At 67.8% G+C, this 13640-nt stretch carries 15 protein-coding genes; 5 read left to right on the forward strand and 10 right to left on the reverse strand.

Going from position 1 to position 13640, the window contains the following annotated elements:
- The first annotated feature begins 3 nt into the window (after positions 1-3).
- From BRO63_RS06075 to BRO63_RS06090, 4 genes are all read left to right on the forward strand, one after another.
- The gene (locus tag BRO63_RS06075; RefSeq protein WP_088138870.1) at positions 4-591 is read left to right on the forward strand and encodes a biliverdin-producing heme oxygenase; all 588 of its coding nucleotides are present in this window, start codon (positions 4-6) and stop codon (positions 589-591) included.
- Positions 592-638: 47 nt separating this feature from the next.
- Complete coding sequence (locus BRO63_RS06080) at positions 639-1001, forward strand: YbaN family protein (protein WP_088138871.1); 363 nt, start codon at positions 639-641, stop codon at positions 999-1001.
- A 54-nt stretch (positions 1002-1055) separates the two neighbouring features.
- Complete coding sequence (locus BRO63_RS06085) at positions 1056-2111, forward strand: hypothetical protein (protein ID WP_088138872.1); 1056 nt, start codon at positions 1056-1058, stop codon at positions 2109-2111.
- 66 nt (positions 2112-2177) lie between these two features.
- Positions 2178-2606 (forward strand): VOC family protein, encoded by a 429-nt coding sequence (locus tag BRO63_RS06090; protein ID WP_088138873.1) that lies wholly within the window; start codon positions 2178-2180, stop codon positions 2604-2606.
- A gap of 13 nt (positions 2607-2619) precedes the next feature.
- On the opposite strand, the gene BRO63_RS06095 is transcribed toward BRO63_RS06090, so the two are convergent.
- The 9 genes from BRO63_RS06095 to BRO63_RS06135 form a co-directional block, all read right to left on the reverse strand.
- Positions 2620-3324: an ABC transporter ATP-binding protein gene (locus BRO63_RS06095; RefSeq protein WP_088138874.1), complete on the reverse strand. Its 705-nt coding sequence runs from the start codon at positions 3322-3324 to the stop codon at positions 2620-2622.
- Positions 3324-4040, reverse strand: a complete 717-nt coding sequence (locus BRO63_RS06100) for an ABC transporter ATP-binding protein (protein WP_088138875.1) — start codon at positions 4038-4040, stop codon at positions 3324-3326. Before BRO63_RS06100 ends, BRO63_RS06095 begins: the two co-directional genes overlap by 1 nt.
- Positions 4037-5050, reverse strand: a complete 1014-nt coding sequence (locus BRO63_RS06105) for a branched-chain amino acid ABC transporter permease (protein ID WP_088138876.1) — start codon at positions 5048-5050, stop codon at positions 4037-4039. The genes BRO63_RS06100 and BRO63_RS06105 overlap by 4 nt, the downstream gene beginning before the upstream one ends.
- Entirely contained in the window at positions 5050-5931 is an 882-nt protein-coding gene (locus tag BRO63_RS06110) for a branched-chain amino acid ABC transporter permease (protein ID WP_088138877.1), read from the reverse strand. The genes BRO63_RS06105 and BRO63_RS06110 overlap by 1 nt, the downstream gene beginning before the upstream one ends.
- 66 nt (positions 5932-5997) lie before the next feature.
- Positions 5998-7257, reverse strand: a complete 1260-nt coding sequence (locus BRO63_RS06115) for an ABC transporter substrate-binding protein (protein WP_179215044.1) — start codon at positions 7255-7257, stop codon at positions 5998-6000.
- Positions 7258-7306: 49 nt separating this feature from the next.
- Positions 7307-8536: a serine hydrolase domain-containing protein gene (locus BRO63_RS06120; protein ID WP_088138879.1), complete on the reverse strand. Its 1230-nt coding sequence runs from the start codon at positions 8534-8536 to the stop codon at positions 7307-7309.
- 2 nt (positions 8537-8538) lie between these two features.
- Positions 8539-9468, reverse strand: a complete 930-nt coding sequence (locus BRO63_RS06125) for a phytanoyl-CoA dioxygenase family protein (protein ID WP_088138880.1) — start codon at positions 9466-9468, stop codon at positions 8539-8541.
- Between the two features lie 22 nt (positions 9469-9490).
- On the reverse strand, positions 9491-11035 hold the full coding sequence (locus BRO63_RS06130; protein ID WP_088138881.1) for a class I adenylate-forming enzyme family protein: 1545 nt from the start codon (positions 11033-11035) through the stop codon (positions 9491-9493).
- A complete protein-coding gene (locus BRO63_RS06135) occupies positions 11032-11880 on the reverse strand; it encodes a phytanoyl-CoA dioxygenase family protein (RefSeq protein WP_088138882.1) in 849 nt (282 codons plus the stop codon). Before BRO63_RS06135 ends, BRO63_RS06130 begins: the two co-directional genes overlap by 4 nt.
- Before the next feature lie 166 nt (positions 11881-12046).
- Between BRO63_RS06135 and BRO63_RS06140 the strand changes: the two genes are divergently transcribed.
- Positions 12047-13012 carry an AraC-like ligand-binding domain-containing protein gene (locus BRO63_RS06140; RefSeq protein WP_088138883.1) on the forward strand — a complete coding sequence of 322 codons (966 nt, stop codon included), beginning with the start codon at positions 12047-12049 and terminating at the stop codon, positions 13010-13012.
- A gap of 7 nt (positions 13013-13019) precedes the next feature.
- Here BRO63_RS06140 and BRO63_RS34150 read toward each other — a convergent pair whose 3' ends face one another.
- Complete coding sequence (locus tag BRO63_RS34150; protein WP_088138884.1) at positions 13020-13340, reverse strand: hypothetical protein; 321 nt, start codon at positions 13338-13340, stop codon at positions 13020-13022.
- Positions 13341-13640 lie beyond the last annotated feature (300 nt).

The raw sequence follows: 13640 nt of genomic DNA on the forward strand, positions 1-13640 counted from the left end.
GCGATGACACAAGCACCCTCCACTCTCGCCGAACGGGCCAAGCGCCTGAAGGCGCACACCACGTCCACGCACGATACGCTGGACCGCCGCATCATGGACGCCGGCATATTCGACAGCCGGGAGCGGTATGCAGGCTTTCTGCGCGTGCAGTACCGGTTCATGCGCGATGTCGACGCGCTCTATGCGCGGGCCGACCTGGCGGCGCTGCTGCCGGACCTGAGCGAGCGGCGCCGCCTGGATCTGGTCGCGCAGGACCTGGCGGACCTGGGCGATGCCTTGCCGCGGGCATCATCGGCCATCGATGCCGACATTTCGCTGCCGCATGCGCTCGGATGGTTGTACGTGTCCGAAGGCTCGACGCTGGGCGCGGCCGTGCTCTACAAACAGGCCGGCGCGCGGCTGGGCCTGGACCGGGATTTCGGCGCGCGCCATCTGAACGGCCATGCGGAGGGCGTGGCTCGCCATTGGCGCGGGTTTGCCGCGGCGTTGGACGCGGTGCCGCTGACGGCCGAAGAGGAACAGCTGGTTGTGACGGGCGCGCAGGCTGCATTCGGGACGGTGCGCGGCTACGTCGAACAGGAGCTTGCTTGAATCGTTGTCGGGCGCGTCACCCGCAACGCGCCAGCGGCAGCGCGGCGATGCGAGCCCTGTGGTTGTCGCTGGGATGCCTGATGGTGGCGTTGGGCGTAATCGGCGCCTTGCTGCCGGTCATGCCGACCACCATCTTCCTGATCCTGGCGGCGGCATGCTTTGCACGGTCTTCGCCACGTCTGGAAAGCTGGCTGCTGACGCATCCGCGTTTCGGCGCCACGCTCAGGGTCTGGCGCGAACAAGGCGCCATCAGCCGCAAGGGCAAGCGCTACGCGGTGGCAGGCATGGCGCTGGGCTACGCCGGTTTCGCCTGGAGCGCGCATCCCGCCTGGTGGTCGGCGCTGGGGGTGGGGCTGGGCATGCTGACGTGCGCGGGCTGGGTGCTGTCGCGTCCGGCGCCGCTTCAGTAAACTCCGGGGCTTGCCTGGCGGCACTCGCCGCCGCTTTCATGCACGCCCATTTCCATGCCCGCTTCCGACACGACATTCGCTGCCGCGCTTCGCACTCCGGTAACCTCGGCCGGCGATCTGGACCCGCTGGATCAGTTCTTTCAGCGCCCCGCAGTCGGCGCCTTTCTTGCATGGGCCCGCGAACCGGGGCAGGCCGATGCCAGCCTGCGGATCTGCGCCGACCTGCTGCCGTCGCTGCACCCCGGCCGCGCCGCCGCCGTGGCCTTGATGTGCGGTTCTCTGGTGGAAGACGGCGCCGATCCGGCCATGCTCTTTCCCGCCTTGCACAGCCTGCTGCGGCAGTGGCTCCAGAGCTTGAGTCCGTATTGCGCGCAAGAGGTCGAAGATGACGACGATGAGGTGGATGAAGCCGACCGCCAGGCCTGGCAGGACGCCAGGTCACGGATGGCCGACGTGCCCGAAGAGCGGCGCTGGGAGGTGGAAGCCCTGCATCAGGCGGCGGATTTGCTGGTGCTGCCGATGATGACCATGGTGCTGCGCGACCGCGGCAATCATGCCGCCCTGATAGCCGACGCGGAGCTGATGGCGCTGCTGCATCCCATGGCGACCAGCAACGACAGCCTGCCGTTCGAGCATCTGCACTATCTGTGGCTGGCCTCGCAGCTGGGCTACGAGGACGAGCTGGTGGTGGTGCTGCCCGCCAGCATGACGGGCTTCGTCGCGCGGGCGCACGCCGTCAACAATAATTTCCACGCTTTCACGCTGCTGCAGATCATCATCGGCGATCACGCCGAAGCGCTGGGCGTAAAGCGCGAGATCGCGGCGCGCGAGCCGGACCAGGACGGCGATACCGCGGACTTCCAGTGGCTGCAGGCCGATGCCTACGCCGGCGGCGAACTGGTCAACGCCATGCGCTACGCCTGGGGCGAGGCGGCGTTGCGGCACAACCTGTCCCGCCATGGCAGGCGGGTGCTGATTGCGCTGGAAACCGAAGAGGGCATGAAGCGCAATTGGTCGGGCTTCAACGGCGCCATGCACGAGGCGCAGCAGCCGTCGATGACGTTTACGCGCTATCTCACGCGCGCAGAGGTTGTGTCGTACCTGGCTTGATCCGGCGCGACGGGGCCGCATGGCTGAAGTTATATTCAAAAGCTCCCCTTTCGACAGGAGCGCCATATGCAGACCAATGAAATCCATCGCGGCCGGCTGATCGACCATATCCAGCTGGTGGTGCGGGATCTGGCGGCCAGCCAGCGGTTCTATCAGGCCGTCTTCGATGCGTTGAAAGTTCCGATGGGCGGCACGGGCGACGGCTATTTCTGGGCCGACGAGCTGTTCGTGTCCACGGCCGACAGCAAGGCCGCGGCGGGGCAGTTGACTGGACGCCATCATCTGGCGTTCCAGGCGCAGGACCAGGCCATGGTCGATGCCTTCCACAAGGCAGCAATGGCCCATGGCGGCAAGGACAACGGCGCGCCCGGTTTCCGGGACTACCATCCAGGGTATTACGGCGCTTTCGTGCTGGATCCGGACGGCAACAACATCGAGGCGGTGTTCCATGGCGAGGCGCGGCGTAGCGCGCCCTCGGTCAAGGTGACGTTCTGAACTGGCCTTTGCGTCAAACCCCCAGATAGGCGCGGCGCAGCCCTTCATCGGCCAGGAGCTCGGCGCCCGGCCCGGACATGACGATCTCGCCGTGTTCCAGCACATAGCCGCGCGCGGCCATGCTGAGCGAACGGTGCACATCCTGTTCCACCAGCAGGATGGTGATGCCGCGCGCATTGATGAGCGGCAGCTTGTCGAAGATGTCCTTGACCATGATGGGCGCCAGGCCGATGGACGGCTCGTCCAGCAGCAGGAGCTTGGGCGAGGTCATCAGCGCGCGGCCTATGGCCAGCATCTGCTGCTCGCCGCCGCTGAAGGAACGCGCAAGCTGGCGGCGCCGTTCGCGCAGGCGCGGGAACAGCTGGTAGACCCAGTCCAGGTTGTCGCGGCTGCGGCGCTTGTCGCGCAGCACGTCGGCGCCGACCAGTAGGTTGTCCTCGACGTCCATGTGGCCGAACAGGCGGCGGCCTTCCATGACCTGGGCCATGCCCAGGCGCGCCACCAGGTGCGCGGGCAAGCCGCTGATGCGTTCGCCCAGGAAGCGGACTTCGCCGGCCAGCGCGGGCAGGGACCCCATGACGGTGCGGATCAGCGTGCTCTTGCCGGCGCCGTTGGCGCCGACCAGGCTGACGATCTCGCCTTCGCCCACGTGCATGTCCACGCCGCGCAGCACCTGCACATCGCCGTAGCCGGCGTCCAGTTGGCGGATTTCCAGCATCAGGCTGCCTCCCCGAGATAGGCGCGCACCACCAGCGGGTCGCGCGCGACCTGCTGCGGCAGGCCGTCGGCGATCTTGCGCCCCTGCTGGATGACGACGATGCGGTCGGAGAGCTGCATGATGGCCTTCATATTGTGTTCGATCACCAGGACGCTGATGCCGTCGCCGCGCAGCGACAGGATCAGCGCCACCATTTCCTCCGTCTCCACCGGCGTCAGGCCCGCCATCACCTCGTCCAGCAGCAGCAGCCGGGGCTGGGTGGCCAGGGCCTTGGCGACTTCGAGCCGCTTGCGGCCGGACAGGGTGAGGGTGCGGGCGACCTGGTGCTCGCGTCCAGCCAGACCAACGCGCGCCAGCACGGTCTGCGCGATCTCCTCGGCCTGGGCAGGGGACCGATGGCGCAGGAAAGCACCGATCATGGCGTTCTCTAATACCGTCATGTCGCCGAAGGGCTTGACGATCTGGAAGGTACGCGCGAGGCCTGCGGCGCAGATGCGCGCGGGATCCTGGCCGTTGATGCGGGCGCCATTGAAGCGGATTTCGCCGCTGCTGGGCGGCACGAAGCCGGAGGCCATGGCGAACAGCGTGGTCTTGCCGGCGCCGTTGGGACCGATCAGGCCCACGATTTCGTCGACGCCGACGGTGAAGCTGACCTCGTCCGAGGCGCGTACGCCGCCGAAGTTGCGGCTGACGCTGTGGAATTCAAGCAGGTTCATCGCGTGCCTCCCATGGCAGGGCCGGCGCTCTTGGCCGGCACACTGGCTGCGCGCGCAGGCGCATTTGCGCGGCGTGCCATGATCGCCATCAACCCGCGCGGCTCCCAGCGGATGATGATCATCAGCAAGAGTCCGTATAGCATCATGTCGGCGCCCACCATGCCGCCAGTCAGGGAGCGCGCCAGCTCCTCGCCCGGCAGCAGCAGCAACGCGCCCAGCACTGGACCCCACAGCGTGCCGCGCCCGCCGATGATGCAGACCACGGCGATGATGACGCTGAGGTTGGCGCCGAACACCTTGTCCGGGCTGATGTAGAGCACGAACTGGGCGTAGAAGGTGCCGCCCAGCGCGGTCATGGCTGCGCTCAGCATGGCGGCCGTCAGCTTGTAGCGCCGCACCGGCACGCCCAGCGCCATCGCCGCGTCCTGGTCGTTGCGCACGGCCGTCAGGCAGTAGCCGAAGCGGCTGCGCAGCACGTGGCGGTTGACCAGCAGCGCGGCGATGGTGAACGCCAGCGCAACGAGGTAATAGAAGGCCTTGCCGGTGTGCTGGAAGTACAGCGGCGCGTCGCGCAGCAGCGTGACTTCCATGCCGCGCGGCCCGCCCAGCAGCGTGTCGGCGTTTTCCACCAGCGTCTTGAGCACCATGCATGAGGCGATCGTGGCCAGCGCGAAGTAGGCGCCGCGCAGCTGCAGGCAGGACAGGCCCACCAGCAGGGCGGCGGCCATAGCCACGACGGCGCCTGCCCACATGCCCAGCCAGGGGCTGATGCCCAGGTTCACGAACAGCCAGGTCGAGGTATAGGCGCCCAGCCCGAAGTACGCGGCATGGCCGAGCGAGAGCTGGCCGGCGATGCCGCCCAGGATATTCCATGACAGCGCCAGATAGGCGTACAGCAGCGTCATGGCGCCCACCGAAAGCAGGTACTGGTTGCCGCTGGCCAGCGGCAGCAGCGCCAGCATGGCGAGCGCGGCGATGCCGGCGGCCGAAGTCATTTTTTTCTTGGCCATTATTCGTTCTCCACGCCGAACAGCCCGCTGGGCCGGAAATACATGGTCGCGAGAAACAGCAGGAAGATGAGCGCCTCGGCATAGGTGATGGGAATCAGCTGGCTGCCGACCGATTCCAGAACGCCGACCAGGATGCCGCCCCAGAACGCGCCCGCCACCGAGCCTATGCCGCCCAGCACGACGATGACGAAGGCGCGCAGGCCGAAGATGTCGCCGACAAAGGGGTTGACCGGATAGAGCGGCAGCAGCAGCGCGCCGGCCGCGCCCAGCACCAGGAGGCCGATGGCGAACGACAGCCGGTAGACGCGGGCGCTGTCTATGCCCAGCACGCTGGCGGCCTCGCGGTCCTGGCCGGTGGCGCGGATGGCGCGGCCGATGCGCGTGTGGCGCAGGAACAGCACCAGGGCTGCCGTGATCAGGCAGGCGAAGAACAGGCCAGCGATCTGCGGATAGGTGAAGATCAGATCGCCGGGCATCCAGACCTCGTTGGCCCAGGGCGCATCGATGGTGCGGCTATCGGGTCCGGCCAGCGCCAGGAAGGCGTTGTCCAGGAAGATCCACAGGCCGGTGGTGAAGATCAGCACGCCGATGGGCTCGCGCGAGGTTTCCTTGCGGTAGATTCCATCGATCAGCCAGCGTTGGCAGGCGTAGCCGACCACGAACAGCGCCACCGCCGTCAGCGGCATGGAGGCCAGCGGGTGCAGGCCGAATTGGCTGGTGAGCGCGAAGCAGACGTACATGGACATCATCAGGAAGGCGCCATGGGCGAAGTTGATGATCTTCATGACGCCGAATTGCAGGCTCAGACCGAGCGCGATCAGGCCGTAGACGGCGCCGCTGGCGATACCGCCCAGCAACGCCTGGAGTAGGGTAGTGGTCAAGGGGAAGCTCCTAGCGGTAACGAGGCGCCGCCGCGCTGCGGGCGTAGCGCGGCGGCGCCGGGTCGGTCAGGGCTGGGCGGCGGGCCAAACCATTTTGTAGGACTTGGATGCCAGGTTCTCCGGCCACACGGTGCGGTACTGGCCGTCGGGCGTGATCTGCTGCATGACGTAGCGCTTCTCGGGGTTCTGGCCCTTGGCGTCGATCACGATGTCATAGCCCACCAGCTTGTTCAGGTCGGTGCCTTGCAGCCTGGTCTGGGCCAGGGCGTCGCGGATGGCTTCGGGATCGGCTTTTCCGGCGCGCTCCAGCGCGTCCTTGATGACCCAGACCGCGGCGTAGGCGCTGACCGACAGTTCGTTGGGATCGACCTTGTAGGCGGCGACGAAATCGTCCCAGAATTTCTTGGCGAACGGCGTGGTGATGGACGACTCATAGCCGGCCCAGCCATTGGTGGTGTAGACATTGCCGGCGATGTCCTTGCCGACCAGCGGTATGAAGGTGCTGTCGATCTGGCCGGCCGCGCTGCCGACGTAGGTCGAGCCGACCCGCATTTGCGCCAGCAGCTTGTGCAGCTGTACCGCGTCGGCGCCGTAGGAGGTTACGGTGACGACGTCGGGCTTCTTGCCCTTGATCTTGAGCACCAGCGGGCGCAGGTCCGGCGAATTGGGCGGGTAGCCTTCGTCCAGCACCAGGTCGATGCCCGCCGCCTTGAACTTGGCGCGCAGCGTGTTGGCCATGTCCTGGCCCCAATCGGTGTTCTCGTAGACCATGGCGACGGTCTTGGCCGGCTTGCCGGTGGTCTTGCCCGCGTATTGAATGAACTCGGCCATGCTCTCGGCATTGCCCGAGGCCGGGATCTGCGTGGGACGGAACACGTACTTGAAGCCGCGTTCGGTGATGTCGGCCTTGGCGGCCAGGTCCACCACCCATGGCACGCGGTTCTTTTCCGCGACGGCGGTGGCGGGGAAGGTCACGCCGCTCTGGAACGCGCCCAGCAGCACCGGTGTTTTCTCGCGGGTGATCAGGCGTTCGACCTCGGTCATTGCGACCTTGGCGTCGCCGCGGGTGTCCACTTCGACCAGTTGCAATGGTGCGCCGCCGAGCGCCTTGATGCCGCCCGCGTCGTTGATGTGCTTGACGGCCAGGTGCGTGGCGCGCGACATGTCCTTGCCGATGGAGGCGGTGGCGCTGCCGGACAACGGGATCAGATAGCCGATCTTGACCGGTTCGGCGGCCATGGCGGCGCCGTGGACCAGCAGCGTGGCGCCGGCGGCGGCGAAGAGGCGCCTCAGGACGGCGGGCCGATAGGGATAGTTCGTGCTCATGAGAATTTGTCTCCAGGTTTTTTTGTGATTTGTGTGTGCCGCGCTGGCGTCAGCCAGGCGGCGGCGCGCCGATTGCGGCATGCGTCGCGCGTACCAGGCGGTGCGCGCGTTCGTCGAGCAGCACCGTGCGGCCCATGCGGTTCATGGTGTAGGCGAAGGAAAGCCGGCGCTGCGGCCAGGCGAAAGCGAGCGAACCGCCGGCGCCCGTGTGGCCATAGGCCTGGTCACCGAAGCAGGCGCTGTCCAGGCCAAGTGCGCGGTTGTCCATCTGGCGCATGAAGCCGCTGGCGTAGCGCGCAGGCACGCGCAGGCAGGCGTCGTCGTCCGTGCGTGCCGACAGGGCGGTGGCCGCGGCCAGCGTGTCCTCGCGCAGCAGGCGCACGCCGTCGCGCGCTCCACCCAGCGCCAGCGTGCCGTACAGGCGCGCCAGGCTGCGCGCATTGGCGATGCCGCCGGCCGCGCACAGTCCGGCCGCGCGGCCAGCGCGGCTGTTGAAGCCTGACGGACGCCAGCCGCCGGTGTTCTTGGCGTACAGCGCCGTGGGACTGTCGGGCTCGTCCTTCAGCGACTGCTCGAAGGGGCTGTACGGCGCCTGCGGCGCAGGCGGCGGCACGATGGGCGCGACGCGCGCTTCCTCGGATTGCGGCAAGCCTATCCAGAAGTCCAGGTCCAGCGGTTGCGCGATGTGGCTGCGGAAGAACTCGCCGGGCATGCAGCCGCCCAGCCTGCGCACCAGCTCGCCGACCAGCCAGCCGTAGGTCAGGCCGTGGTAGGCCACGCGTTCGCCCGGCGCCCAGAAGGGCGCGGCGGCGGCCAGCCGGCCGGTCATGCCCTCCCAGTCGAAGGCAGCGTCCGCCGGCAAGGTCTCGCGCAGCGCAGGCAGGCCCGCGCTGTGGTTGAGCAGCATGCGCGGAGTGGTGCCCGCCTTGCCCGCCGCGGCGTATCCAGGCCAGTAGCGGGCGACGGGCGCGTCCAGGTCCAGTTCGCCGGCTTCGGCCAGCATGTGGGCGCAGAGCGCCGTGGCTGGCTTGGTGTTGGAGAACACGATACAGACCGTGTCGCGTTCCCATGGCCGGCTGCGCTGCGCGTCGGCCCAGCCGGCCCACAGGTCGACCACCGGATAGCCGTCGACCTCGATGGCGACGGCTGCGCCCAGCTCGCCCTGGTCCTGGAAATTGCGCGCGAACGCCGCGCGCACCGATTCGAACGCGGGATCGCAGTGGCCGTGGATCGCCGGAGTCTCGGCTGCACGCGCCTGGGGCGAGGTTGCGGCGGCCATGGTCAGCGCGTCAACGGCGCGCGCGCGCCGTAGCCCAGCAGGTAGCGCGCCTCGTTGGACAGCGTGGCGGCGACGCCTGCGGGCAGCGTGCTGGTGAAGTCCGCGAAGCCGCGCAGCCAGGACACGTTGTAGTTGCAGAGTATGGCGCGGCGCTCGCGGCCGGTATGGTTCGGGCCGGAGCGGTGCCAGGTATTGGACAGCCAGATGGCGACCGAGCCGGCGGGCGCGGTCAGCGTGACCTCGCCGTCCAGTGGGCCGCTGCCCCAGGGTGGCGATTTGCGCAGCTTGTGGCTGCGCGGCATGACGCGGGTGGCGCCGTTGTCGGCGGTGAAGTCGTCCAGCATCCAGACGTTCTGCAGCGTCAGCGGAAATTCCGGCAGCGGCTCGGCGATCTGGCCCAGCGGCGCGTCCACGTGCCAGGCGCCGCCGCCCGTGCCGGGGCCGATGCTGGTGGCCTGGAAGTCGTGCAGGTTGCAGTCCTGGCCCATCACGCTGCGCACCATGGGCAGCACCACCGGGTGCTCGATCAGCGGGATCATCTCGGGCGCCTTGTTCAGCAGGTTCCAGACGCGTTGCGACTTGTCGTCGTCGAACAGGGTGGGCAAGTGCAGGAAGTTCTTCGACACTTTGTTGATGGGAACCGGCCAGCGCGTGTTTTCGTTGTCGCGGCGGTACTGGTGCACGCGCGCCACCATGCGCCGCGCTTCCATGTCGCTCACCGTGTAGTGGCGCTTATAGTAGGCCAGGATGTCGTCATCGTCTTCGTGCCGTTCGTCGTCCAGCGGGAACGGGGCGGCGCGTTCGGCGGCCATCAGGCTGGCTACGCGTTCGCGCGCCTGTTCCAGTTGCGTGGCGTCCAGCACGTTTTCAATGACGGCGTAGCCTTCTTCGGCGAGCTGGTGTTGCAGCGCCTGCAGATCGAGTTGCTTCATGTTCCTCCCCTTGTGTTGAATGTCACTGCGAAATCGGACCGGGCTCGGCCACGGGGGCCAGCGCGCCGCGTGCAAGCTTGCCTATGCTGGTGCGGGGCAGGGCTTGCGCCGCGCCGATGCGGCGCGGCACCTTGTAGCCGGCCAGGTGGGCGGCGCAGTGGGCCTGCAGGGCGGCCGTGTCCAGGCTCTGGCCCGGCGCGGGCGTGACCCAGGCGTGGACCACTTGTCCCAGCCGCTCGTCGGCCACGCCGAAGGCGGCGGCTTCGCCGACTTCGGGGCGCGACAACAGCACCTGCTCCACTTCCAGCGGATAGACCTTGAAGCCGCCTACATTGATGCAGTCGTGCCGTCTGCCTTGCAGATGGAGATAGCCTTCCTCATCCAGTACCGCGACATCGCCGGTATAGAACCAGCCCTGGCTCAGAGCCTGTGCGGCATCCGCAGCGGGCTGGCGGTAGCCTGCCATCACGTGCGGACCGCGCACGCGGATTTCGCCGGGCTGGCCGGGCGGCAGGGGCCGAGCGCCGTGGTCCAGGTCCACCACCTGTAACTCGCCGCCCGGCACGGGCAGGCCAACCGAACCCGGTTTGCGCGGGCGGTGCATGGGATTGAACGCCAGGCAAGGCCCGGCCTCGCTCATGCCATAGCCTTCGTGGATGGGGCAGCCAGCACGCTGTTCGAAGCGCGCCAGGGTTTCGCGCGGCAGCGGCGCCGCGCCGGAGAAACAGGCGCGCAGGCTGGCCAGGCGTTCCAGGCTCAGGGCCGGACTCAGCAGCAGGTCGTGGAAGACCGCCGGCGCGCCCGGCAGCAGCGTGACGCGATGGGCGGCGATGGCCTCTATCGTGCGCGTGGCGTCGAAGCGCCGCATCACCACCAGTTCGCCCCGGGCGTGCAGGCTCAGGTAGAGCGACATGGAGACGGCCGATACATGGAACAGCGGCATCACGCAGAGCACCACTTCGGCCTCGCGCCGCGTCGGCAGCCAGGCTTCACGCTGCGCGATGTTGTAGGCGATCTGCCGGTGCAGGATGTTCACGCCCTTGGGGCGTCCGGTAGTGCCGCCGGTGTATTGCAGCGTGGCCAGGTCCTCGTGCCGGGGCAGGTCTTGGGGGAGGGCGCAGGCCTGCGGCAGCATCTCCAGCAGGCCAGCGCCGTCGCCGGTGCGGAGTATGGCGCCGGCATCCAGGCCGGGGCACAGGGCGGCCAGGTCCAGCTTCACGCTGTCGTCATGCAGCAGCATGCGGGGCGCGGCGTCTTCCAGCATGTAGGCCAGTTCGCGTTCGCGGTAGCCAGGGTTCAGCGGCACGGCCTGCGCGCGCAGCGCATGCACGGCAAAGGTGGCGACGGCCAGGTCCAGCGAGTTCTGCATCAGCAGGGCCACCCGGTCGCCGGGCCGGACGCGCTGGCCCAGGCGGCGCGCCAACGCTCCGGCCAAGCCGGCGTATTGCGCATAGTTCAGCCGCGCGCCCTCGAAGAACAGGGCGGGAAGATCGGGTGTCTCGCGGGCGGCGTCGCGCAGCAGGTGGATCACCGAGTCCGGGACCGCGGGCAGGGCGGGGGCGTTCATGCCTTGCGCTCGGCGGCCTTGCGCGCGGCCTTGGCATCGCTGGCCTGCCACACCGTGGGGCGACCGGCGCCGCCCAGCAGGGTGATGGGGTCGGCGTTGTCGATGTGTCCGTACTGCCCCTTGTAGATGCTGTAGCCGCACAGCTCCTGCAGGCGGCGCGGGAAGCGCCGCGCCACGTCGGCCGGGATGCCGAGCTGCAGGTTTTCCTGCTGGCGCATCCAGCCGGCGCAGTAGTAGCACGACAGCGCGTAGCGGCGGGCATTGCTGTTGTTGGCGCCGCCCTTGTGCCATAGCGCACTGTCGAACAGCATGACGCTGCCGGCCTTCATGGTGGCCTGCACGGTGGCTATATCCTGGGCGCCGTAGGACGGCGAGGAATCGTAGCGGTGGCTGCCGGGCACGATATGGGTGGCGCCGTTCTCAGTAGTGAAATCGCTCAGCGCCCAGATGGCGTTGACCGCCAGCGGCGGGCGCGGCCGCGGCAGGGCCAACTGTTGGGTGTCTTCGTGCAGGGGCTGGGCGCCTTGCCCCGGCGCCAGCGTCAGCGAGCACAGCGAGGACAGCAGCAATTCGCGGTCCAGCAGGCGTTCGGCCAGGGCCAGCACCTCGAGTTGCAGCGGCACGTCCCAGAAGCGCGGATCGTAGACCAGCAGGTTGTTGATGCGCACCGTCTTGCGGCCTTCGAACGAAGTCTGGGCGTAGCCGAGGTTGTGTTCGGCCTCGATCCGGATCAGCGCTTCCTGCAGCTGGCTGACCTGCTCGGGCGGGATGATGCCGGGCAGCACCACGAAGCCGTCGCGTTCAAAGGCTGCGATCCGCTCGTCGAGCGGTTCGGGCGTGGACATCTCTTGTCTCCTGATGGGGGCCTGGATCAGCGTCCGGCGCGATAGGTCTGTGCGTATAATCGGCCGGTAGTCTTCGCCCTGCCAGCGCGTAGCGTCCACGGCAGTGGCGCAAAGCGTCCATCCCCCCAGAAGATGGCGGCCCCGTCGGCATGATCCGGTACTCAAGATGAGCGCGCAGGCCTACCACCACACCACCGATGTCATAGCGCCGCAGGACCAGTTCGCGTATTGGCGCGATGCGATCTGCGATGCCTACGTGCCGCTCGAACCCGAGCGCGATGCGGCGCGCAGTTTTCGTGGCCAGATCGACGGCCTGCTGCTGCCGGACTTGCACGGTTCCACCATCACGGCGCAGTCGCACGTGGTCAGGTTGTCCGAAGCCGGTCTCTCGGCCCGCAAGCAATCCCCTTTTTTCGCCAACCTGCTGTGTGCCGGCGAGGCCCTGGTCTCGCAGGAAGGAAGCGCCATGCGCGCGCGTGCCGGCGACGTCTATGTGGTGGATTGCGCCTCGCCCTGGGAAGTCGACTTTCGCACCGATTTCCGCATGTTCTGCATAGAAATCCCGGAAGGGCTGCTGCGGCCGCAATTGGGCCGGCGCGGACGGCTGGCAACGCCGGTGCTGGACGGGGGTTCAGGGGCGGGGCGGGTGCTGGCCAGCTATATGCGCCTGGTCAGCGAATTACCGGCCCACGAATTGCAGCAGGTGCAGGCGTTGATGGTCAGGCATTGCAGCGAACTGCTTTCGCGCACCCAACTCGAAGGGGCGGACGCCGAGGCACAGGTGACGCGGCGGCTGCGGCACGAAGCCCTGGACCGGATTCTGGCGCTGGTGCAGCGCCGTCTGTCAGACCGTGGCCTGACACCGGCCTCAGCCAGCGAGGAACTCGGCATTTCGCGCAGCTATCTGTTCAAGATACTTGCCGAACACGGTTTGAGTTTCAGCGCCCATGTGCGGCAGTGCCGGCTGGAAAAGTGCCGACAGGCCATCGAAACCCAGCCTGGCCGCTCCATCGCGGACATCGCCGCCAACTGGGGATTCGAGGAAGTCTCTACGTTCAATCGGGCGTACCGCGCGCACTATGGCCGCTCGCCAGGCAGCGAGCGCGGCGGTGCGCCCTCGCGGGCAACGTGACAGCGCATCACCACTTGCCCTGGCCCTGCGACTGCTGCATCTGCGGCGCATTGGCCGGCCTGACCGTATCCACATACTTCCTGTAGGCGGCGACATACTCGGGACTGTTGATGTCAGGGGTGTTGTCGCTGTCCCAGTTCCTTTCCACGCCGGATTGCTTCCAGGCAGCCAGGTCGCGTTCGACCTGGTCGCGGCTGAGCTGGACGTCGGACGGGGGCGCCGCGGTGGTCGGGGCGGCGGACATTTGCGCGGCGGCGGGGCCGGTCAGCAGCGCGGCGGCGGCGATGGCGACGGGAAGGGCGGCGCGGAGTAAAAGGGCTGTCTTCATGAGGTGCTCCTTGATACGTGTGTGATCGCAGCATTGGGGACCGGTGTCCTTGGAGCGTGGGGCGATGTTGCCTTGGGCAAGGACAGCTGCGTAACCGGAATGGCGCATTCGTGTTTTTTTTTGGACAGGCCAGCCTTGCCTTGGGGTCGATGCGGGCCGTGGCGGCAAACGGGGCCTCGCGCGTTGGGCTTACGACCCGGGCGTAATGCCGTGTCGGGATCTCATGCCTTCGCGCCCATCGTAGGACGCCCGAGGTAGGCACCACATACTCAAAATTGAGTACGCCGAATTCGCGCTGGA

The sequence above is a fragment of the Achromobacter xylosoxidans genome (genome assembly GCF_002192695.1).
In the GTDB taxonomy this organism is placed as follows: domain Bacteria; phylum Pseudomonadota; class Gammaproteobacteria; order Burkholderiales; family Burkholderiaceae_B; genus Achromobacter; species Achromobacter xylosoxidans_C.

Bases quoted from the DNA above. Each gene is read 5' to 3' on its own strand.
- BRO63_RS06115 (WP_179215044.1), bottom strand. From the start codon at position 7,257: ATGAGCACGAACTATCCCTATCGGCCCGCCGTCCTGAGGCGCCTCTTC.
- BRO63_RS06075 (WP_088138870.1), top strand. From the start codon at position 4: ATGACACAAGCACCCTCCACTCTCGCCGAACGGGCCAAGCGCCTGAAG.
- BRO63_RS06140 (WP_088138883.1), top strand. From the start codon at position 12,047: ATGAGCGCGCAGGCCTACCACCACACCACCGATGTCATAGCGCCGCAG.
- BRO63_RS06085 (WP_088138872.1), top strand. From the start codon at position 1,056: ATGCCCGCTTCCGACACGACATTCGCTGCCGCGCTTCGCACTCCGGTA.
- BRO63_RS06095 (WP_088138874.1), bottom strand. From the start codon at position 3,324: ATGCTGGAAATCCGCCAACTGGACGCCGGCTACGGCGATGTGCAGGTG.
- BRO63_RS06100 (WP_088138875.1), bottom strand. From the start codon at position 4,040: ATGAACCTGCTTGAATTCCACAGCGTCAGCCGCAACTTCGGCGGCGTA.
- BRO63_RS06090 (WP_088138873.1), top strand. From the start codon at position 2,178: ATGCAGACCAATGAAATCCATCGCGGCCGGCTGATCGACCATATCCAG.
- BRO63_RS06105 (WP_088138876.1), bottom strand. From the start codon at position 5,050: ATGGCCAAGAAAAAAATGACTTCGGCCGCCGGCATCGCCGCGCTCGCC.
- BRO63_RS06120 (WP_088138879.1), bottom strand. From the start codon at position 8,536: ATGGCCGCCGCAACCTCGCCCCAGGCGCGTGCAGCCGAGACTCCGGCG.
- BRO63_RS06080 (WP_088138871.1), top strand. From the start codon at position 639: ATGCGAGCCCTGTGGTTGTCGCTGGGATGCCTGATGGTGGCGTTGGGC.
- BRO63_RS06125 (WP_088138880.1), bottom strand. From the start codon at position 9,468: ATGAAGCAACTCGATCTGCAGGCGCTGCAACACCAGCTCGCCGAAGAA.
- BRO63_RS06135 (WP_088138882.1), bottom strand. From the start codon at position 11,880: ATGTCCACGCCCGAACCGCTCGACGAGCGGATCGCAGCCTTTGAACGC.
- BRO63_RS34150 (WP_088138884.1), bottom strand. From the start codon at position 13,340: ATGAAGACAGCCCTTTTACTCCGCGCCGCCCTTCCCGTCGCCATCGCC.
- BRO63_RS06130 (WP_088138881.1), bottom strand. From the start codon at position 11,035: ATGAACGCCCCCGCCCTGCCCGCGGTCCCGGACTCGGTGATCCACCTG.